Annotated in this window: 23 protein-coding genes; 20 read left to right on the forward strand and 3 right to left on the reverse strand. The window is 47.7% G+C overall.

The genetic code is table 11. The features are described 5' to 3' along the window. The first annotated feature begins 40 nt into the window (after nucleotides 1–40). From GUA87_RS09375 to GUA87_RS09470, 20 genes are all read left to right on the forward strand, one after another. The gene (locus tag GUA87_RS09375; protein WP_193716294.1) at nucleotides 41–565 is read left to right on the forward strand and encodes a hypothetical protein; all 525 of its coding nucleotides are present in this window, start codon (nucleotides 41–43) and stop codon (nucleotides 563–565) included. A gap of 219 nt (nucleotides 566–784) precedes the next feature. After that, nucleotides 785–1,210, forward strand: a complete 426-nt coding sequence (locus tag GUA87_RS09380) for a hypothetical protein (protein ID WP_193716295.1) — start codon at nucleotides 785–787, stop codon at nucleotides 1,208–1,210. A gap of 28 nt (nucleotides 1,211–1,238) precedes the next feature. After that, on the forward strand, nucleotides 1,239–2,546 hold the full coding sequence (gene terL / locus GUA87_RS09385; protein ID WP_227711821.1) for a phage terminase large subunit: 1,308 nt from the start codon (nucleotides 1,239–1,241) through the stop codon (nucleotides 2,544–2,546). Then, nucleotides 2,546–3,703, forward strand: coding sequence for a DUF4055 domain-containing protein (locus GUA87_RS09390; RefSeq protein WP_193716297.1), 1,158 nt, complete (start codon nucleotides 2,546–2,548; stop codon nucleotides 3,701–3,703). The genes terL and GUA87_RS09390 overlap by 1 nt, the downstream gene beginning before the upstream one ends. A 55-nt stretch (nucleotides 3,704–3,758) precedes the next feature. Beyond that, nucleotides 3,759–4,286, forward strand: a complete 528-nt coding sequence (locus GUA87_RS09395; RefSeq protein ID WP_193716298.1) for a hypothetical protein — start codon at nucleotides 3,759–3,761, stop codon at nucleotides 4,284–4,286. A gap of 43 nt (nucleotides 4,287–4,329) precedes the next feature. Then, nucleotides 4,330–5,454, forward strand: a complete 1,125-nt coding sequence (locus GUA87_RS09400; protein WP_193716299.1) for a P22 phage major capsid protein family protein — start codon at nucleotides 4,330–4,332, stop codon at nucleotides 5,452–5,454. Nucleotides 5,455–5,513: 59 nt separating this feature from the next. Further along, the gene (locus tag GUA87_RS09405) at nucleotides 5,514–5,984 is read left to right on the forward strand and encodes a DnaT-like ssDNA-binding protein (RefSeq protein WP_193716300.1); all 471 of its coding nucleotides are present in this window, start codon (nucleotides 5,514–5,516) and stop codon (nucleotides 5,982–5,984) included. A gap of 1 nt (nucleotide 5,985) precedes the next feature. Further along, nucleotides 5,986–6,345, forward strand: a complete 360-nt coding sequence (locus GUA87_RS09410; RefSeq protein ID WP_193716301.1) for a hypothetical protein — start codon at nucleotides 5,986–5,988, stop codon at nucleotides 6,343–6,345. Further along, a complete protein-coding gene (locus tag GUA87_RS09415; RefSeq protein WP_193716302.1) occupies nucleotides 6,342–6,731 on the forward strand; it encodes a hypothetical protein in 390 nt (129 codons plus the stop codon). The genes GUA87_RS09410 and GUA87_RS09415 overlap by 4 nt, the downstream gene beginning before the upstream one ends. 10 nt (nucleotides 6,732–6,741) lie before the next feature. Then, on the forward strand, nucleotides 6,742–7,659 hold the full coding sequence (locus GUA87_RS09420; RefSeq protein WP_193716303.1) for a phage tail tube protein: 918 nt from the start codon (nucleotides 6,742–6,744) through the stop codon (nucleotides 7,657–7,659). Continuing rightward, nucleotides 7,656–8,045, forward strand: a complete 390-nt coding sequence (locus tag GUA87_RS09425; RefSeq protein ID WP_193716304.1) for a hypothetical protein — start codon at nucleotides 7,656–7,658, stop codon at nucleotides 8,043–8,045. Before GUA87_RS09420 ends, GUA87_RS09425 begins: the two co-directional genes overlap by 4 nt. A 379-nt stretch (nucleotides 8,046–8,424) precedes the next feature. Further along, nucleotides 8,425–9,054, forward strand: coding sequence for a hypothetical protein (locus GUA87_RS09430; RefSeq protein WP_193716305.1), 630 nt, complete (start codon nucleotides 8,425–8,427; stop codon nucleotides 9,052–9,054). Between the two features lie 4 nt (nucleotides 9,055–9,058). After that, nucleotides 9,059–9,667, forward strand: a complete 609-nt coding sequence (locus tag GUA87_RS09435; protein ID WP_193716306.1) for a DUF2460 domain-containing protein — start codon at nucleotides 9,059–9,061, stop codon at nucleotides 9,665–9,667. Beyond that, nucleotides 9,664–10,503, forward strand: coding sequence for a DUF2163 domain-containing protein (locus tag GUA87_RS09440; RefSeq protein ID WP_193716307.1), 840 nt, complete (start codon nucleotides 9,664–9,666; stop codon nucleotides 10,501–10,503). Before GUA87_RS09435 ends, GUA87_RS09440 begins: the two co-directional genes overlap by 4 nt. Before the next feature lies 1 nt (nucleotide 10,504). Continuing rightward, nucleotides 10,505–10,924 carry a C40 family peptidase gene (locus GUA87_RS09445; RefSeq protein ID WP_193716308.1) on the forward strand — a complete coding sequence of 140 codons (420 nt, stop codon included), beginning with the start codon at nucleotides 10,505–10,507 and terminating at the stop codon, nucleotides 10,922–10,924. Continuing rightward, nucleotides 10,924–14,226, forward strand: coding sequence for a phage tail protein (locus tag GUA87_RS09450; protein WP_193716309.1), 3,303 nt, complete (start codon nucleotides 10,924–10,926; stop codon nucleotides 14,224–14,226). The genes GUA87_RS09445 and GUA87_RS09450 overlap by 1 nt, the downstream gene beginning before the upstream one ends. Continuing rightward, entirely contained in the window at nucleotides 14,223–15,035 is an 813-nt protein-coding gene (locus GUA87_RS09455; protein ID WP_193716310.1) for a hypothetical protein, read from the forward strand. The genes GUA87_RS09450 and GUA87_RS09455 overlap by 4 nt, the downstream gene beginning before the upstream one ends. A 9-nt stretch (nucleotides 15,036–15,044) precedes the next feature. Beyond that, nucleotides 15,045–15,263 carry a hypothetical protein gene (locus GUA87_RS09460; protein ID WP_193716311.1) on the forward strand — a complete coding sequence of 73 codons (219 nt, stop codon included), beginning with the start codon at nucleotides 15,045–15,047 and terminating at the stop codon, nucleotides 15,261–15,263. A gap of 9 nt (nucleotides 15,264–15,272) precedes the next feature. Then, nucleotides 15,273–15,476, forward strand: coding sequence for a hypothetical protein (locus GUA87_RS09465; RefSeq protein WP_193716312.1), 204 nt, complete (start codon nucleotides 15,273–15,275; stop codon nucleotides 15,474–15,476). A gap of 34 nt (nucleotides 15,477–15,510) precedes the next feature. Beyond that, the gene (locus tag GUA87_RS09470) at nucleotides 15,511–15,768 is read left to right on the forward strand and encodes a hypothetical protein (RefSeq protein ID WP_193716313.1); all 258 of its coding nucleotides are present in this window, start codon (nucleotides 15,511–15,513) and stop codon (nucleotides 15,766–15,768) included. A 9-nt stretch (nucleotides 15,769–15,777) separates the two neighbouring features. Here the strand turns inward: GUA87_RS09470 and GUA87_RS09475 are convergent, their stop codons facing one another. The 3 genes from GUA87_RS09475 to GUA87_RS09485 all read right to left on the reverse strand — a co-directional run bounded on the left by GUA87_RS09475 (nucleotide 15,778) and on the right by GUA87_RS09485 (nucleotide 20,350). Further along, the gene (locus GUA87_RS09475; protein ID WP_193716314.1) at nucleotides 15,778–16,104 is read right to left on the reverse strand and encodes a GrlR family regulatory protein; all 327 of its coding nucleotides are present in this window, start codon (nucleotides 16,102–16,104) and stop codon (nucleotides 15,778–15,780) included. Between the two features lie 64 nt (nucleotides 16,105–16,168). Beyond that, nucleotides 16,169–19,243 carry an efflux RND transporter permease subunit gene (locus tag GUA87_RS09480; RefSeq protein ID WP_193716315.1) on the reverse strand — a complete coding sequence of 1,025 codons (3,075 nt, stop codon included), beginning with the start codon at nucleotides 19,241–19,243 and terminating at the stop codon, nucleotides 16,169–16,171. Between the two features lie 12 nt (nucleotides 19,244–19,255). Further along, nucleotides 19,256–20,350, reverse strand: coding sequence for an efflux RND transporter periplasmic adaptor subunit (locus GUA87_RS09485; RefSeq protein WP_193716316.1), 1,095 nt, complete (start codon nucleotides 20,348–20,350; stop codon nucleotides 19,256–19,258). Nucleotides 20,351–20,499: the final 149 nt, after the last annotated feature.

The following is a 20,499-nucleotide window of genomic DNA, read 5'->3' on the forward strand; positions in this document are numbered from 1 at the left end:
TCAGAATGTTTTTTCAGCAATATCAGGAGTAAACGCGCCAATGAATAGTAAAAATACCGCAGAAAAATCGAGAAGTATAAAGGCGATAATTAAGACCGCTCCGGCGGGGAATGATAATTTCCCTTATGAGATGCTCCAGAAAAGGTTAAGGGAGCAGGAGGAAAATTCCAGAACAACTAGGAAAAAGCCTAGAAACAATTCGCAAATTTGGACGAACTTGAGCGAAGCGCAAGTAAAGGCAGCGCATCGAATATATTTTGGATTTGTCGCCAAGTTCAGAGGGTTGGAAGCACGTACCCAGAATTTTATTTGGATGCCGAAAGGGAATAGCAATCCCAGTGACTTTACAGAGCATCTTATAGATAAATTCACTTTTTGGGCCAGCTATAATCATGGTACCTATTTCAGCGTAGTCGCAGCATTGGATATACTGATTTTTGGGAAAAGTTGCCGTGAAATTGATCAGGCCTTTAGCCGCAGAAAAGGGTTTGCCAAGGGCAATCTTATTACGGCTTTGGATGAATATAATAAAATTAAAATGCACCATAATGTAGAAAAAACTTGACGCCACGGGGTCAATTTGATAATCTGTTTTCCATAGTCGAGAAAAAGGGCCTGAAATTCTGAAGGAGTTTCAGGCTTTTTTTATTCTCTTTATTTGAATATAAAACAAAGACTTATTACGTGATTCTGTGGGTAGAAGTTTTGTATTCTCAGTGTTTTGAGTAATTTCTAACAATAACAGACTTTAGATAATTCCATAAAATACAACTAAGGGTAGGATATGGCGTTTGGATTTCCAAAATACAGGCGCGGTGTGGCAGCAGTGCGCCAACTGCTTTTCGACAAGATTGAGACAAATAACGAAACCGCTACCTTTTTTGAAGAGCTATCAAGTTCGAACATATTGCAAAAAGCAATGACTTTTCGAAGTACGGCATTTTCAAAACAGGAAGATCGAAAAATCCGCCACTTGTTGGCGGATTTTTTTTCGCGTGAAATCTTGTTAATCGCAGATGCCAAAGAACAGGAGGAGGGTGTTGAAAATAAAGAGGCTGCAGCGCGATCAAAATTGAGGATCGATGTCAGGCGATGGTTAATGGAGCAATTTGCGCCTGAGATTTATGGAAATGCCAAAGGTAATAACAGCACTGGCGGTGTGAAATCTATCAAACCAAAAATCTATATTCCTGACAATGGACGATCTTAAACCACAACCAGGTCCGCAAGAGACCTTTTTGGCAAGTTCCGCTGATATCGGGATTTATGGCGGCGCAGCAGGAGGCGGGAAAAGCTACGCGTTACTGCTGGAGCCATTGCGCCATATTGATAACCCACTGTTTCGGGCGGTCATTTTCAGGCGTACATCAAAGCAGATCAGAAACGAAGGGGGGCTTTGGGATGCAGCCCGAAAACTATATTCACATCTGGGAGCAACAGCCAAAGAGACAGATCTGGTCTGGAGATTTCCATCCGGGGCAACAATAAGTTTCGGATCTATGGAGCATGAGAAGAACTGTTATGACTGGCAGGGAACTGAGATTGCTTTTCTGGGATTTGATGAACTTACTCATTTTACGGAAAAACAGTTTTATTATCTGTTGAGTCGCAACCGTTCAGTTTGCGGTATCAGGCCATACGTAAGGGCCACTTGTAATCCAGATGCTGACAGCTGGGTTGCGCGTCTGATTGATTGGTGGATTGATGACGCAACCGGCCAAATCCCGGCGTGCAACAGTGGAGCTGTCAGATGGTTTGTGAAAGAGGGAGATGACCTGCATTGGTCCGGTAATGAACACGAACTAAAGCAGCGGTTTGAGGACCAATCTCCAAAATCCATGACATTCGTGTCCGCCTCGGTGGAAGACAATCAGATCCTTCTTAAAAGTGATCCAGCCTATCGTGCAAATTTGGCGGCCCTAGATCGGGTGGAGCGTGAACGACTTTTGAACGGAAACTGGAGGATAAGGCCCGAAGGGGGGGAGTTTTTCAGAAGAGAATGGTTTTCCAGAGCTCCAGCACTCACGGCAGATCTTCGAGAAGTGCGAGGTTGGGATCTGGCGGCCACATCGGAAAATGAAAGCGGTGGAGGCCGGGCTGACTGGACGGCCGGGGTCAAAATCGGCAAAGACTCCAGTGGTAGGTACTACATCCTTGATGTGAAGCGCATGCGAGGAAGTCCCGGTCAAATTGAAGACCTTATCAAAAGGACGGCAAAAGAGGATGGCAAAGCGGTTGCCATTGTCCTGCCTCAAGATCCGGGGCAGGCGGGGAAATCACAATCTCAAAGCCTGATCAGGATGTTAGCGGGATACAGAGTAAAAGCACTGCCGGTATCGGGAAGCAAGATGGCACGGGCGCGGGCTTTTTCTGCTCAAGTTGAAGCAGGGAATGTTGGGCTTGTATCGGATGACTGGAATGAGCTTTTCCTCCGGGAATTGGAAGCCTTTCCAGGAGGGCGTCACGATGATCAGGTGGATGCTGCCGTGGACGCGTTTAACTTTTTCCTTCGCCAAAGAGCGACAAGCAGAAAGGAAATGTATTGATGATCGATCCATCAATAAAATCGCCCGAGTATATGGAAATGGCGGAAAAATGGATCCTGCCCAAAGCGTTGATGGGAGGGACGCAAGCGATGCTTTCCCATGGCAGTCGGTTTCTGCCCAAACACCCGGCTGAGAATGAGCGGGTTTATGCAGAACGGTCCCGCCGGACAGTGCTCAGAAACTATTTTAGGAAAAGTGTTGATCGTATTACCGGGCATGTCTTCGCTGGGGCCGTCTCTCCAGATACGGCATTTAATATCAAGTTTCTGGAGTTTCTGACGGATATTAATTTGATGGGACAAGGGGTGACGAGCTTTGCCAGAGATTGGTTCGTGGATGCACTGGTTTGCGGTATTTCCTATGCCTATGTGGATTTCGCAGCGGGGCGTCCATATGCGGTTCATTTGAAAGCTGACCAACTGCTATCTATCGAATGGTCAGATGCTCAGGGGGCTCCTGATATTCAGGAAATAAGAATATTGGAAGCGACAAGAAATAGCTCCCAGGTCCACGGGCGATCAAGAGAGCGGATCAGACGCGTTGCTAAAGATGTGTGGGAGCTTTATGAGCAAGATGACAAGGGGAAATGGCAAATTATTGAAAGCGCTGAGAACCAGTTGGGTGCCGTTCCCATAGTCCCGCTTTATGCCAAGAGAACAGGCTTTATGCAGGCGGAGCCCCCGCTGGAGGATCTGGCATATCTCAATCTGGAGCATTTCCAAATCAGGTCTGATCAACGAAACGCACTGAACGTGGCTTCTTTTCCCATTCTCGCTGCCTCCGGGTATGATCCGGAACTGGATGGCCCCATAGAAGTGGGTCCAAACAAGGTACTGACCACGTCCGATACAGACGGCAGATATTATTATGTGGAAAGTACAGGCTCTGCTCTGGAAGCAGGAGCAAGAGAGCTTAAAGAGCTTGAGCAGGTGATCCAGCAATTCGGAATGCAACTGGAAAAAGGTAGTGCGCTTGAGACTGCAACAGGGCGTTTATTAGAAGCTGGTGACAGTTATTCGCCGATACGAATGTTTAATTTCGAAGTGGAAGAAAGTTTGAATAACCTGATGCGATGGTTCGGAAAGTGGATAGGTCATGATCCAGAAGGTCGATTAAAGCTCCCTTTCGAGATAGCAACCAACTCCTCTGAAAACTGATTTTTATTCAATATGTAAGCCCTCTTTTGAAGGGCTTTTTTTATGGAGAGATGACATGGAATTTGAACAGGAAGTTCAAAATATCCTGGAGGAAGCCTCTGGTGAGTTTCAGGAAGACAAAATGCCAAGCGGTGACCCTGTTCCAGATTTAAGGAAAGCACTGGATGAAAAAAACGAAGAAGCCAATGCACTGCGCGAAGAGAGAGATCAACTGAAGAGAATGTCAGAAATCAAGATGGGTCTTTTTGAAGCTGGCGGAAATTATTCCCTCCTTAGTCCTCATCTTGAAAAGGTGACCTCTGTTCGAAACATCGATGGGGAGGCTGTGGTTTGTGTGGTCGGCCCTGATCAAGAGCCACTACGCAATAGAGAAGGGGGGCTTCTTACCGTTGCTGATAAAATTCAGGAAATGAGGCAAACACCGGAGATGGCAGCTGCCTTTATGAGCGCTCCCTCCAGAGGAGCCGGGGTTAAGACGACTTCATTTCGCTCGCCTCTCAAGCCGCTTAGTGCATTTGATCAAGCGGCACTTAATTCAAACATCGAAGATATCGCCCGCGGGAAAATTGAGGTGTCCCGCTAGTCCTTATTAACACGTACCTTACCTTCAACTTTCGGAGAACAATATGACAAACGAAATTTCGGCGGTGATGCCGAAGATTCTTGCGCGTGGCCTGCTTTCATTGCGTGAACAGGCGATCATGCCGCGACTGGTAAACGGTAGTTACAGTTCTGTCGCTGCCGAGGTCGGGGATACAATTGATGTGCCTGTCCCAGTGGATATGCAGGCAGAAAATGTAACACCTTCTGAAGTCTCACCAGCATCAGCAAGCGTAACGACGGAAAAAGTTCAAATTGAACTTAACAACTGGAAGAAGGCGAGCTTCCATCTGACCGACAAGGAAATGATGGAGATATCCTCCCAAGAAAACTTCCTGCCAATGCAAGTAAGTTCTGCGGTTCGTGCCCTTGCCAACGCTGTGAATAAGAGTATCCATGCAGAATATCGCGGGGTTTATGGGATGGTCGGCGCCCCTGGCACGACACCTTTTGCTGCAAGTTCCGCGGATGCAACAGCGGCGCGGAAACTTCTGTTGAAACAAAGAGCCCCTAAAGAAAATCGCTTTGGAGTTCTGAACTTTGATGCGGAAGCCAATGCCCTTGATCTGTCAGCATTTGCAGATGCGGACAAAGCTGGGCAAAGCGACGTCAAGATCGAAGGGGAAATCGGCCGTAAATACGGTATCAACTGGTTCAGTGACGATCATGTGATGGAACATGTCACGGGTGCTGCGGGAACGCCGATTATTGATGCTATCGATGGCGCGACAAATAGCCTCGAAGTCTCTGGTCTGACGTCAGATCCAAATGTGGGCGATGTCTTCACTATTGAAGGTGGGGAGCAGCAATATACAGTCCTTTCCGTTGCTTCTGTGGGGGCAAACAGGTCGCTTACGGTGGCACCCAAATTGCCAACACTGACAACTGGTTTGGAACTTACTTTCGCAGGATCCCACGTGGTCAACCTTGTGTTTAACCGCGATGCGTTCGCCTTTGCAAACCGTCCGCTGTCGCAAAGTGGTATAGGGGCAGGCCTTGGTAATCAGATTATGACGATGACGGATCCTCAAACCGGGATTTCGCTCAGGTTGGAGGTAAGCCGTCAATATAAACAGGTCGTCTGGGAATTTGATCTGCTTTGGGGCGTGAAACTGGTGCGGCCAGAATTGGCAATCCGCTTAGCCGGCTAAAAAGAAACACAGAGGGGGCTTTTGTCCCCTCTTTTTTTGTCAAAAACAGGAAAAACAATATGAGTTTGATTGTTGAAGACGGAACTGGTGTCCCCAATGCCGAGAGTTATGTTTCGATCAGTGATGCTGACGAACATTTTGCCGCGTTGGAAAACAGCAGCTGGACGCGTGCCTCTTCAGGTTTGAAAGAGAACGCCCTCAAAAATGCCAGCGCCTATGCCGATCTCTATAGCTATCCGGGATATCTGTTGAATGCGCAGCAAGGCCTAAAATGGCCAAGGGCGAAAGCCTATGATCAAGATGGGCGTCGTCTTTTTGGTCTGCCGACAGCCCTTCGCGCAGCTGTTCTGGAACTTGCCGTCGAGATGATAAACAAGTCAGCAGCGGAAACTTTCAGGCGACCCATAAGAGAAAAGGTGGGCCCCCTTGAACTTGTTTATTCAAACACTCAAAAGCAGCCGAGCTTTGTGTTCCGACTGTTGATGAAAATTGGCGCGCGGCCTTATTCAATCACAATGCAGCGGGGATAGAATGTATCGATTTGATATCAAGAAAATCGTTCGTCGATCTTTCGAATTGGCAGTGGGTCTGACAGAAGATGTAAATGTTGTTCAGCATTCTGATGACAGTTATGTCCCGGGTGAGGAGAGTTTAACGAACCCCTCCAAAGTTCACGCCAAATATATGAAAGTAAAAGAGTTTGGTGGGTTCTCTAAAATCGAAGAGGGGCCGGTATTTCAAAATTCTCCTATAATTGGCTGGCTTTGGTGTGAAGAGGCTGCCCCGTTATCCGGAGACGAGCTTGAATTTGAAAACAGTCTTCAGAGAATTGTGCAAGTGCGCAGTTTGGACCATGGGGCTGGCAGCTTTTATGAGGTGTGGACAGAATGAGTTACGCCAACGTCAAGCTCGCCTTTGAGAAACATATAGATGGCTTGCAGCTTGGGCTAACTGTTTATGATAGCAGTAGGCACAGGCGCACCCATAAAACATCCTTTATCCTCACTGAGTTTTATCCTGGAAATACAAAGCAGATTTTTGTGGGGGCAGCAGAGCCGCAAGAGCGCACTGGCACTTTTGAGTTTCAAGTACGGGAAGCGAGCCGGGAGATAGAACTACAAAAGCTGGATGAAATTCGGGAGGGGTTTCCAGTAGGGGCAATCCTGACTGAACCGGATTTAAGGGTCACGATTGGTATTGCTGAACTAGTCCGTCAGAAATCGCCCCCGTCAAATTTTCACTATCGCCTCAAAATTAACTGGCGCACTTATTTCTAAGGAGAGTTAAATGACGTTTGCCATGCAGTCTCTTCACAAGATGTCTTTTGTTGAAGAACAGGAGTTTGGTGTGCAGCCCGATCCTGCCAATCACACCAGTTTACGACATAGTGGATGCGAACTTAGTCTGTCTCGCCAAACCATCGAAAGTGATGAAATCAATGAGAGTCGGCAATTGTCGGGATTGATCTCTGGTGTCGGTAAAGTGGAAGGGGATGTGGATTTTGAGCTGTCTTTTGGGGCCTATGATACCTTGTTTGAAGGATTGCTGGGAGGCACATGGATAGCAGATACTTTAAAGACGGGTGCAGCATTCAAAAGCTATACATTGGAACGTGTCTTCACAGATATTGGCGAGTATCAGCAATATTCAGGATGCGTATTCAACGAAATGACCCTCAATATCCGGCCGGATAGTATTATAAGTGGGCGCTTTTCTGTATTGGGTAAGACAATGAGCCGCTCTGAGAGTTCTGCGGCTACGACTTTGACACCTGCGACCTTTGCTGCGCCGATGGATAGTTTTCAGGCGGAGATTAAGGAAGGTGGCAGCGTACTAGGTTACATTGTTGGGGTGGAACTGAAGCTAAACAATAACGCCGAAGAGCATTATGTGATCGGTGCCGATAGTGCCGAGGATATTTCCCTTGGCAAAAACAGAATTACAGGGGAACTCAGTGCATATTTTCAAAATAGCGCTTTACTTCAAAAATTCTTAGATAAGCAAAAAAGCAGTCTTTCCATCAATTTAAAAGGTGAGGGGGGAGAGTATGAATTACACCTTCCCCATATTCAGTTTACCGGCCAAGAGATGCCCGTAAAAGGGGACAGCGCCGTTATTCAAACCCTCCCTTTCACAGCGCTTTATGATGAAACGGAAGCAACCAGCTTAAAAATAACTAGAGCAGCAGAAGGGGCAAGCGCATGAGTGATCTTGATTTGTGGGATCTGGACATTAGCCAAAGTGCTGAGCTGGGGGCCAAGATGGTTCTTTGTCATCCTGTTCGTAAAGAACCCTTGCCGATTGGTATTTATCTGAAAGGAAAAGATGCGCCAAGTTTCCGCAGGGTTATTCGACGCCAGATAGACTGGCAGATTTCTGAAGGCAAAGCAGATCTGTCAGCTGCAGAAATGGAACGCCATTTGGTTGAGAGGTTGGCCGCTGCAACTGTTGGCTGGGAGGGGGTTAAGTACCATGGTGAGCCTTTCCCGTTTACTGAGAGAAATGCAGAGAAACTTTATTCTGAGCAAATCTGGATACGGGAACAAGTTCAGCAATTTATCGATGAACGCGCAAATTTTCTGAAAGACTGATCCAAAGATTTTTGGTCTGGGCGAAGAATGAACTTCGTCAACTGATTACATCTTCGGGTCAGTCAATTTCAATAGATGCCGCAACCAGACAGTTGCGCCGTCAGGGCATTAAAATTGAACCACACGGCTTTCAGGTGGGGACTTGCCCCGATGCACTTCTTCATGTGTGGGAAATGTTTGGAAGTTTGCTGAATGTATGCCGTCCGGGGGAAATGCTTTCGCCAATTATCATTGCTGAGAATTTGCGCTGCCTTGCAGAGGTATCTCCCCAAAGGTGGGAGGTTAGGCTGGTGTTCAAGCTGTTCCTGATGTTGCGAGACTTACAGGATCAAACGAAATTTTAGAAGCGGCCAAAAGCCGCTTTTCTTATGAGGTGACAATGGCTGATTATCTTGCTTCTGATTTAAAAAGCGTGTCGAGTGATCTGGATGTACTGTTTAAGAAAACTCAACAATTGAACAGGGAGTTTTCTAAGAACAGCGCTGCAGCATATGTGTCTGGATTATCCAGTGAATTCAACAAGTTGAGTTCTGTTGTTCGCTCTGGCTTTGAAAAGTCATTGGGAAGTATCTTCGATGTGTTTCTGACCAAGGGGGGGGATGCCAAGGATCTTGTGAAAGCCCTTGAAAATGACCTTCTGAAACTTGGTAATCAGTATTTTGGTGGAGAGACTTCGAAGAGGTCGTTGGGTCGCGGTATCGCCGCTGTTGGTGGTGATTTACTAAGTAATCTGCTGCCGGGTTTTGCAACTGGCGGATCATTTACTGTTGGTGGTGTGGCTGGGCATGATCGAAATCTGGTGGGACTTAGACTAAGCCGAGGGGAGCGAGTGGATATCTCAACCCCCGCTCAGCAGAGACAAGAAAAGCAAGCCTCCTCACAATCTCAGGTGATTAATCTGAATTACAACATTCAAGCTTCGGACGCAGCGAGCTTTAGGCGATCTCAATCTCAAATCCAAACCGAAGCCCTTCGAAATGCGCAGCGACTTTTAAAACGAAACGGGTAAAAGAATGACTTTTCACAATGTCCGATTTCCAACCAAAATCTCTTATGGAGCGACGGGAGGTCCGCGATTTTCCACTACAGTACAATTGATGAATTCCGGTCACGAACAGCGGAACATCAATTGGGTGGATGCCAGACGGGAATATGAATTTGATGTGACACCAGCACGCGAAGAAAGCTGGCGCGCATTACTGGCATTTTTCCATGCAAGACGTGGGCGCGCTTACGGATTTCGTCTCAAAGATTTTGCAGATTTTAAATTGGCGGAAGAGCCTATTGGTACAGGCGATGGTGTAGCAACAAGTTTTCAGATCACCAAAACCTACGCCGAAAGTGGGGCACCTGCCTATGGGTATGTTCGAAAACTGACCCGCATAGTGACAGGAACAGCTGCCTTTTTCTTTAGTGGGGCTCAGCAGATTGGCAATTGGGCTTTGGATGACAATACGGGTGTTGTCACCTTTACGGATCCGCCTGCAGATGGTGTGCAGATTGAGGTTAGCTGCGAATTTGATGTGCCTGTCAGGTTTGATACTGACCTTATGGCGGCTGCCTTTGCTGGACCTGACAGCCATGAATGGCATCAAGTGAAATTGTTGGAGATCCGCGAATGAAAGCAATTTCAAATGAACTGAAATCCCATATAGAGCAAGAAGTTACATGCCTTTGTTCCTGCTGGAGGATTGACAGGAAAGATGGGGTTTCACTCTATTTGACGGACCTTGATCGCGATTTGGAAATCGAAGGAAACCTGTATCGTTCAAGCGAAGGATATAACCGGGATGTTCTTAAAGGAAATAACGGGACTTCTACTGATGAGATGGAGATAAGCGGGGTTCTGTCTTCAGAATGGATATCAGAAAAGGACCTCCAGTCTGGAAAATATGACCACGCGGAAGTCTATTTTTTCCTGGTCAACTGGTCTGCCCCCTCTATGGGTATCCTTCCTTTGAGGCGGGGATGGATCGGCGAGGTGAGCTGGCGAGACAATCAGTTTATGGCGGAACTTAGAGGGCTTACTCATGTGCTGAAGCGTGAGCAATCCAGATTTTACATGGCTGAATGTGATGCTGATTTTTGTGATGTCAAATGTGGCCTCGAGAAAGCGGAATTTCAGTGGCTGGATGAGGTTGTGGAGGTCTCCGGTCAGGGCGATCTTATATTGAAGGATTTCGCTGAAACAGATGTCAATCTGTTGGGGGGGCTTATCACTTTTACCAGCGGGGCAAATGTTTCACGGTCTATGGAAATTTCTAACTGGGATCAGATGACCAAAACAGCAAAGATGTTCTTGGCATTTCCCGAACCTATTGAAGTGGGTGATCAAGTCAAGCTAACGGCTGGATGTGACAAGAGTTTCGCAACATGCCGAGATACTTACAACAACCAAATAAATTTTCGTGGTTTTCCAGATATTCCGGGGACCGACAGATTACTGGGAGGGCGATAAGGTGAGTGATTTTGGCATTCAGTTTGTTGAATCCGCCCGTTCTTTGAAGGGTATCCCCTGGCGGCATCAAGGGAGAGATGTTCTGGGGCTGGATTGCATCGGGCTTTGTATAAGAGCGGCGTTCCTTGTTGGTGTTACTCTTCCCGACATTAAAGGATATCCGCGCCGTCAGGCAACAAACCTGTTGCAACAAAAACTCAGCCAGCATTTGAGTGTGGTTCCGATTGCCGAGTGGAAAAGCGGCGATATTGGTCTGTTTCGTGAAACCGGACACCCTGTTCATGTGGGAGTTTTAGTGCGTAGTGAAGATGGTGCAAATACCGTTATCCATGCTCATGCACGGCGCCGCAAGGTTGTTGAGGAGGATTTAGACTCCTACGGGTGGCCGCAAACAGTTTACCGAATTGAAGGGACGATTTAATGGCAACATTGGCGTTTAGTACGGTGGGTGCTGGCATCGGCTCTTATACAGGAATTGGCAGCGGTACAGGCTGGCAAATCGGATCCATGTTGGGACATGCGCTGGTGGGTGGGGAGAAGGTATCTACCGCAGGTCTTTTAGATTTAAAAATCTCCGGCTCTCGCTATGGGCAGGTTGTCCCAACAGTTTTTGGCACAATGCGCCTGGGCGGGAATGTAATCTGGGCTGGTCCATTGAACCGTCAGGCTGCGGAAGTTCAGGGCGGTAAGGGCAGTGTATGTGGGGGATCTTCCCAATATCTTTACAGTGCAAGTTTTGCCTTGGCGATTTGCAAGGGAGAGATGGGAGAGCTTTTAAAAATCTGGGCGGATGGAAATCTGATTTTTGACGCACAATCGTCTGCCGCGAAAAAAATGAAAGGCTTGAATTTTCGATTTTACCCGGGCAGTGAGGATCAATCTCCTGATAGCATCATTCAGGCGGAGATTGGAGCCGATAACACGCCCGCATATAAGGGTATTTGTTATCTTGTTTTTGATGAACTTCCCTTATCGGAGTTTGGCAACCGGCTTCCCAACATTGAGGTCATGGTGACCGAAGCAGGGCGAGAAGAATTTCCTGTTCAGACAGGTGCAACTTCAGATTTTCATCCAGATCAAATCTGTCTGCAGGAAGATGGTGCATTTCTCTACTCATACGAAGTTGATGGTGGCACGAACATACTACGCAAAATCGATACGGATAATTTGAGTATTGCCTCTGAATTTGCAATAGGCAGTGATTTTCCAGAGCTACCGAGTTCGCTTCCCGGATTGAGCGTTGATCGGAGCGGGGATCTATGGGGCGGAACGGGATATGCAAAGCTCGCTGGCCGTAGCATTTTTAAATTCAATACCAAACTGATGGCCGTTGAACACCAGATGGCATTGCCCGCCGAGATTGGGGCCGTGACATTTTCTGTTGATATCCACCCCTTTGAAGTGGGGCCTTCGTTTCAGGTAGCAGGATCCCAACAATCGGGACAGGTTACCGTGTTTGACGAGGGGCTAAGTGTTCTTGGGTCTATAGAAACAGATGCATTAACCTGTGAAGGGGCTTTTCGAGATGAGAATGAAAATGCCTGGCTAATCATGACTGGCAATATGGCGCTCAGCCCGCTGAGCCTTGTCAATATCGTGCGGGTGTCTATGGATCAATTTGTGGGAAGTGAAGGGTCCATTTATCAGCCAACCATCGAGAAATACGAAATCCCGCAGAGGGAGCTTACTTACGCTATGGGTATTTCAACTAATATCACCCGGTTCGTGACTTATCTTCCGCGAACAAGAGAAATAGTTCTTCTCAACAATCATCGGATTTTGAAATGGTCTTTGGTTCGTAACGTTATTTCAGGGTTTCGAGATGGGGACTTCTCAAACTATCAGAACCTCAATCAGAAAGTGACAACAGATAAGCTAGTGTTCAAACGGTCGAGTTCAGAATTGATCTACCTTGATCCGGAAAGTCTCGAGGAAGAGAAAGTCATTGATCTCAACGATTTTGTTACGGGTATTCCGGTTCATGCTGCCGCGTATGAGGAAGAGACAGATAGTCTTATAACACTCGCGTCTGATGCGCCTCTTCGCCGACTTCTTTTGCGGCGTATTAAGGGGGAAGGGGCAACTTATCAGGATATTTTCCGGAAGATGTTATTGTCTGCGGAACTGTCGGTGGATGATTTCGATGTCTCAAAGGTAACGGGAGATGTGGATGGGTATTTGATTTCCCGGCAGGGAAGTCTTCAGGCAGTGATGGAACCTTTGTTGAACTTGGGTGATGTTGATCTAGTCGAAAGTAATTTCAAACTGATCCTTCAAACAAGAGGCAATGAGCCCCCGACCGTTATTCCTAATGATGAGATGATGACGCCTTTGCAGACCACAAGGCTGCAGGAGGCCGAACTCGCAAGGACAGTGTCTTTAAGCTATTTTGATACAGAGACTGGGTATTTGCCTGGGCTCCAACAAGCCAAGCGAGTTGAGGCGCCTTCCGCCGTGGGTTTCGGTAAAAACGATGTAACCTATAATGTTCCTGTCGCTTTGACGGCGGAAAAGGCAAAACGATCTGTTCTTCAAAACTTGAAAGCGGTTTGGGCGGAAAGGGATGTAGGGCAGTTTCAATTACCGTCTAAATACCTGCATTTGGATCCTGCAGATCCTTTGGAGATAAACGGTACCCAACACTACATTACCCAAAATCACAATCTGCAGGACTTCACACAGGAAATAGAAACCGTTGGAAGTCATGGGATCATAAATGATCTTGGAGAAATCACGGCCGATAGCGGCAAGGGATATGTAGAACTTCCTATCGCCACTCCGAAGAAAACGGATTTGTTCCTACTCGATTTGCCATTACTTGATGATCGTCATGCAAATGGGGGAATAGCTGCGCAGCATTACTATGGCATCTCCAACACGGCTGAAAGTTGGCAAAGCAGTGCTGTTTATGCGTCCGATAACAATACGCGCTTTGATCTTGTAGAGATCATGTCTTCTGATGTTACTTGGGGGTATGCTGTCAACGCGCTTCCACCGGTGGAAACGATGTGGCGGACGGACAGAGACAACTATCTGGATGTGGAGTTGTTACATGGTCAGGATAGAATTGAAGCCATACCTTCAGCAGAATTATTAAGCGGAGGAAACCTTGTCCTTGTCGGAGGGGAGCTTCTTCAATTTTCAGAAGTAGAGTGGCTTTCTCCAACGCGTGCACGACTTTCAAATCTGATCCGGGGTCGCCGTGGCACTGAAGATGCCATTAGCAATCACAAGGTTGCTGAAAAGGTTATTCTTCTATCGGGAGGGGCGATTTCAAAAAGATCTATCCCATTGGCTGCTTTGAATATCACCAAGTATTTCAGGGCGGTATCCAATGGTGAACTCCTGGAAGATGCGTCAACAGTGACGCAGAAATTTACAGGGCGCGATTTGAAACCATATGCGCCCATAATTTCAAGTGTTTCGCGTTCGACTGATACCGTCTCACTCTCCTGGCATCGACGGTCACGAATTGGAGGGCAGGGACTTTCAAATTCCCCGCCACTTGCAGAGCGCGATGAAAGATATGAACTGGAATTTATTTATGGAGGCCAAAGTGCCTCCATTTTTGTGTCGAATGCTAGCAGTTTCGATTACTCGCTGGATCAGTTTAACGCGCATTTTTCGGAAACGCAGGATCACCTCCCATCCCTCGGCCTTAGGCTCTATCAGTTGTCCGAGGCCGTGGGGCGAGGAATTGCCGCAATTAAGGAGACGATATGACCTTACTTAACCTTCCTCAAATAGCCGAAAATCAGGCGCTGGCGTATGTGACGTCCAACGATGCAGATGGTGCGCTGGAGGCAGCCTTATGTGACTGTAAACTGGATCATGATGCTACAGCAGGTGATTTTTTAATTTCCGAAACTGTATTTCATAAAAACTGGTTTCATAAGATTGGGGGGACACCTGCAGCGGCGCTCACCGTCACTCTTCCATCCATCAAGCGGCCCTTTATGATGGAAAACAGCTCTGGTCAGGACATCACCTTGAAAATCGGAGATGGCATCGGCACAGCGCTACCCGATGGAAAAACCCATTTCATGTATTCAGATGGAGTGCTTATCAAGCGTCTGTCAGATGCCACAGAAGCGGCGACTTCTGGCACTTTTTCAGGGGCGTTGACGGCTTTGAGTGCCACAGTAACACCATCCGCAGGAAGCCTCGTTACCCTGAGTTGGGGAACAGCTTCATATGACACCGACGACTATTTTGATGCGGCGGTTCACCCAACACGCCTAACAGTGCCAGCGGGGGTGAGTAAAGTGGTTATTCGCGCGCAAGTGAGGTGGAGCAGTGGCGGCAGCGATCTTCGTCAGATATCGCTTCAGAAAAATGGCAGTACAGCCTTTGCGGGACGGCCTTACGATATTCGCGTAACGGACAATGAAGATGTCAATCTAATCAGTTCCGCCCCTTTGACAGTTACCGCAGGAGACTATTTCGAATTGATAGCGATTGCACCGGCATCAGGCGGGGCAGATATCTTACAAAACGACTCCACCTGGTTTTCAATCGAAGCCGTGGGATAGGGAAACTTCATGACACATTTAGCAAATGAAATCGGGGCCTTGCGTGCCCGAATTGAGAACCTGCATCTGGATATGATCGAACTCAGAGAAGATGTGAAAACGCTCAACAGCCAAGTGAGCATGGGTAAAGGTGCGGTCCGCTTTGTCGGTATTGCAGGGTCGGTCATTTTGGCGCTGACAACTGCCATTGCCTGGTTTGGTCAGAATTTCAAAAGCATATCACAATAGGAGACCTACATGCCCATTGATCAAGTATTTTTGCATCTAACGGATGCCACATTTTTTGCAGGTGAGGCCCTTGCCTTTCTGGTGCTGATAGCAACGATTGTTTCAAGTTTTACACCAAATCACTCGGCCGATCGAACCATCAATAAACTCCTGTCTTTGCTGAACCTGCTTGCGGGGAATGTGGGCAGAAACAGAAATGCGGACGATGCCTAAATCAAGCTAATCAATCATTCATAAGAGGGGAAATATGATGAATACAAAACAGAACGAAATGATAGAATTCGATGAAGAGTTTAAATCTACTTTCAATTGCGATCCGGATTTGGTGGCAAATGACAATGAAGAAGGTTTTATTGAGCCGAGAGAAGCATCTTTTATGACGTCAGGTATTCACAAAAGCTATCTGCAAGATGAAGAGGATGATGTCGCCTTTGAGAGCAATAGCCCCCGGGAGCTCAGCTTTCATGAGCAGCCATACTCCCGCCGTGGGTTTTTATCTGAATAGTGAATATTCCTAAAGGGGGAGCAGCGAGAATTTACCGCGCATTTGCATGTCTGGAACTTCTTCTGCGACCCCATCCAGGGTGATGACGTCGCCGTCAATGACACCTTCAATGATCACATTGATATCTTCCATTCCAAAAACGGATGCTGTTTGCAGATCTTGGGTATGGCGTCTCGTTTTAATATGGGCATGAAAGCTATTACCGGTTACATCATACCGCCCAACATAGTAGAGGGCCGTATTCCCACCATGTATAGAACCATCCTTCAGCAGGACAACTCCAGACCCTTTGCCAAATGGGGTTTCGAATTCTGCTTTATAAAGCCCTTCGTGCATATTCCGGCTCCTGCCTTACCTTATACTTGGTATGTGATTTAACGGTGCGTTTTTCACAATCTCCTTATTTTAGCAGATTCAATTTTAACAAATTGTTATTACAGTCAACACGGAATAACAGGCTGTAGAGAACCGGCACAAACCCTAGCGTTATGACGGTTGAGCAGATCAACCCAATCGCGATCACAGACGCCATGCCATAAAACAATGCCCCACCAAACAGAATAAGCGGAACCAAGCCCAACACGGTGGTGAGCATGGTCATGAGAATTGGACGCAGCCGCGCCTGACATGCCGTCAAAATGGCATCCAGCATTTCTTTGCCGTCTTCCCGTTCCGTTTCAATCCTGTCGATCAGAACAATACCATTGTTAATCAGGATGCCCGCCAAACTGAAGAAGCCAAGCAGAACCATAAACCCATAAGGCGCGTTCATAATCACAAGACCCAGCACACCGCCGATCATCATCAGTGGAATGGTTGCCATAATAATGGCACCGCGGCGGAAGGAATTAAACTGTCCCACCAGTAGAACCACAACAGCCGCAAGCGCCAGTGGTAGTAGCTCAAACAGCTTTTCATTAGCCTTCGCCTGATCTGCAAGCTCACCTCCGATTTCCAGCTGATATCCAGCAGGTAAGTTCAACGCATCCAAAGAAGGCTGGATCGCTGCCAGCAAGGCACTGGCCGAAAGTTCAGCGTTGAGGCCTTGAACGATTAGCGTTCGCTGCTGATCTTCCCGCTTCAACTTGGCAAATTCCCACGTTGCATCGAGAGAGGCGACCTGATTGAGGGAGATCGGCTCCCCTTCGTTAGGGGCATAAATCCGCACTTTATCAAGGCCGGAGAAATTGCTTCGCACACCTTTCTCAGCGCGCAGAACAATTGGAATGCTTTCATCCCTTTCAAGATAATTCCCAAGCTTATATCCATCGAATGACGTCACCAGCACATCCGCGATGTCAGAGGATGTGATACCAGCGCGGCGGGCACGTGCCTGATCCACATTGACGTAAATCTTGAGGACCTTGTTTTCCCAATCCTGCTGAATGCCACTGGTTCCTTTTACCTGATGCAAGGCGTTGGTCACTTCCTTGGAAAGCTCCAGCAATTTATCACTATCAGGACCAATGAGTTTTACTTCCAATAAGCCGGTTTCAGACCCGCCAAACCACATCTGCTTCGCCGTGCCGTTTGCTTCAGGCAAGGTGTTCAGCAAATGATCATTGATACGTTTCACCAGTGGCCTCACATCATCTGGGCTTTTTGTATTCACAACCAGAAATGCCCTATGTGGGTCCGCATCAATTGGGGAAAGCGCCAGGAAGAAGCGGGGGCCACCACCGCCAAGATAGGCGATATGGCTTTCAATTTCAGGATTGACCTCCTCATCGCGTAACCAGCGGAATAGGGGTTGAAGTTTTTCCTCTACTTCCGTGATCTCAGTACCGGATTCAAAATCTATATAAACAAGGAACTGGTTGCGTTCCCCCAGCGGAAAGAATTCCGTCTTTACGGTGCCGAGCAGCTGGATGGATCCGACAAATAACAGAATAAGGATTGCCAAAAAAGCGAGGCGGAAGCGCATAATCCAATAGAGAACTTTCCGATAGAGCATATACATAATGCCATCATAGGAGTTCCCATCAATTTCAGCCTGTGTGGGTGGCTGCATAAACCACACGCTCATGGCCGGGGTCACCGTCATGGATAAGAGCCACGAGACCAAGAGAAGAACGGCAACCACCTGACTTAATGATTTTACATATTCCCCCGCAGATCCTTCCAGAAGCATCATGGGCAAGAAGGCACAAATGGTGGTAAGAGATGAAATCAGCAAAGGAACGGCAAGGCTGTTCCCGGCCTTAATCGCCGCGCCTGCCTTGTCCATTCCCGCGCCCATACGAACCCGGATATCTTCGGCAACCACGATACCGTTATCCACCAAAAGACCGAGGGCAATGATCATGGCCGCAATGGACATGCGTTGTAGTTCGATTTCCAACATGCTCATGATCAAGATGCCAAGGGTCATGGTCAGCGGGACAAAGGATCCAACGATAAGACCTGTACGCACCCCAAGGAACATAAGCACAACCAGCAGCACAATGATGAGTGTCTGATAAACGTTGGAGGCTGCATCATTCACAGATGCATCGATAATCTCAGGTTGGAAAGTCGCATATTCAAGGGCGTAGCCGATGGGCAGCTCATTTTGAAAATCTGTTATGAACTGGGTAAGACGATCACCGAATTCAACATTGTTGGTGCCTTCTACAGTCGAGACGGAAATAATGATCGCTTGCCTGCCGTTAAAAAAGACGGGCCTAATTGGAGGGTCCACAAATTCACGGGTAACCTCAACCACATCTCCAAGTCTGGCGATCCGGTCGGTATCCGGGATTTTATAAACCACGTCTTTTACTTGTTGAAGGTTCTCAAATGCACCGGAGGGTTCAATGATGATCCGTTTGCCTTCAACACGAAGGGCACCACCCGGCTTAATGATGTTCTGCTGGATCAGCTCTCTAAACACAATCTCAGGAGAGAGGCCCAGATTGGCGATTTCCGCCGTATCCATATCCAGATAGATACGCTCTTCCTGTACACCATAAAGCTCAACCCGGCGAAGCCCATCCAGCGTATAAAGACGCCGCTGCATATCCTTGGAAACTTCATGCATTTCCTGAAGACTGAAACCGTCGGCCCATAGGGCAATTGTGGAAATGGCGGTCAGGCCAAATTCATCATTTACAAACGGCCCTTGAGTGTTGTCCGGCAATTCCGTCTTCACGTCATTCATCTTGTTCCGGATATCCTGAAACACCGGGTCGAGTTCTGTGACCCAGTCATGAATGGTAACCTCCACATAGGCGTTACCTGTGCGGGACGTGGAATTGATATCGTCGATTTCCGCAATGCTGCGAAGTTTGTCTTCAAGCGGTATGGTGATCAGGTTTTCCACCCGTTCGGCTGACATACCGGGGTAATTGGCCGTGATTATCACATTCCGGATCACAATGGTTGGATCTTCGGCGCTGGGATAGGAAAGATAGGTGGTTATCCCCATGATCAGGGAGATCAAAACACCCATCACAGTAATGCGTGAGTTTTTGATAGCTGCAGAAGTTATATTCATGTTCTGCGCCCCTTATTGATCAAGCGACATCAATTTAACTTCCTGGCCGTCTCTTAGGAAACTGACCCCGGCAGCGGCGAGGATATCTCCTGCGCCCACACCTGAGGTGATGGAGACCATATTCCCTTCACCAGCCCGTCCTTCAACTTTCGTTTTTCGAACCTGCTTGCTGCTCTCATCAAACTTGAAAACATAACCGGCACCGGAATTATCCCCCGGCACAATTGCGTTCAAGGGGACAAGATATCCATCCACACCATCATCATTTCTGAACAGGATGCTCACATCAACGGCTGTGCCCGGGATAACTCTTTCCGGTTTGCCATCCAATGCAGCCGTCACCACAACAGAATTGGCGGCATCTGCAACAGCGCCAATTTCCGTAATTCTGCCGGTACATCCGCAGTCTGCATTCCCTGCTGCATCCACATTGACCGGTTGGCCCAATTGCAGGCTCGGCGCCGCCCGATCGGGCACAAGGATTTCTACCTCCAGAACATCGGTGGAGTTAATGACCACAACGGAAGATCCTGCAGTGACTTCTGTAAATTCATCAGCCTTCTTTTCGGCAATCACCCCATCATACGGGGCTTTAAGCTCTGTCTTTGCCAGATTGCGTTCTGCGGTCTGCAAATGAGAGTTCGCGTATCTTAAATCGCTTTTGGCGGAATCAATGGAAAGGACCGCCTGATCAAAGGCCGCCTTGGCGACCCAGCCTTTTTCATAGAGGCTTTTCTGCCGATCCAGATCCGCACTTGCTTTTTTAAGCGCCGCATCGGCGGCTTGCTGCCGTGCTCTGGCCGCGTTGACCTCATATTCAAAAGGGGTGGCATCCAGTTTGGCGATGGTCTGGTTTTTCTTTACCTTATCGCCTTGTTTGACAAGGATTTCCTTAATGGTACCACTGACAGAAAAGCTTAGGTTGGATACACCCGAAGCCTTAATCGCCCCTGAAAAAGTCCTGTCTATCCCACCGGATAGCTCACTTACATAAAAAGGTTTGATGGATCTGATGACTTCTGTTGTCTCCACCTTTTCCTCACCACACGCGGCAAGAGCCAAAGGAAGACAAGCAGCTAACACGTACCGGACACAAACTTTCAACATAAGCGGGCCCTCATGATTTTTATGGGGATGGTTGTATTAGAATAGAGAGTAATTCACGAAAGGGAAGGGACGCAATGATTAAGCACAAATAACCCTCGAAGCATAGCTTCAAGGGTTTTTTGAATTGGGTCCTAAAGAGGAAATTAAAG

It is taken from the genome of Sneathiella sp. P13V-1 (assembly GCF_015143595.1).
Lineage (GTDB): Bacteria > Pseudomonadota > Alphaproteobacteria > Sneathiellales > Sneathiellaceae > Sneathiella.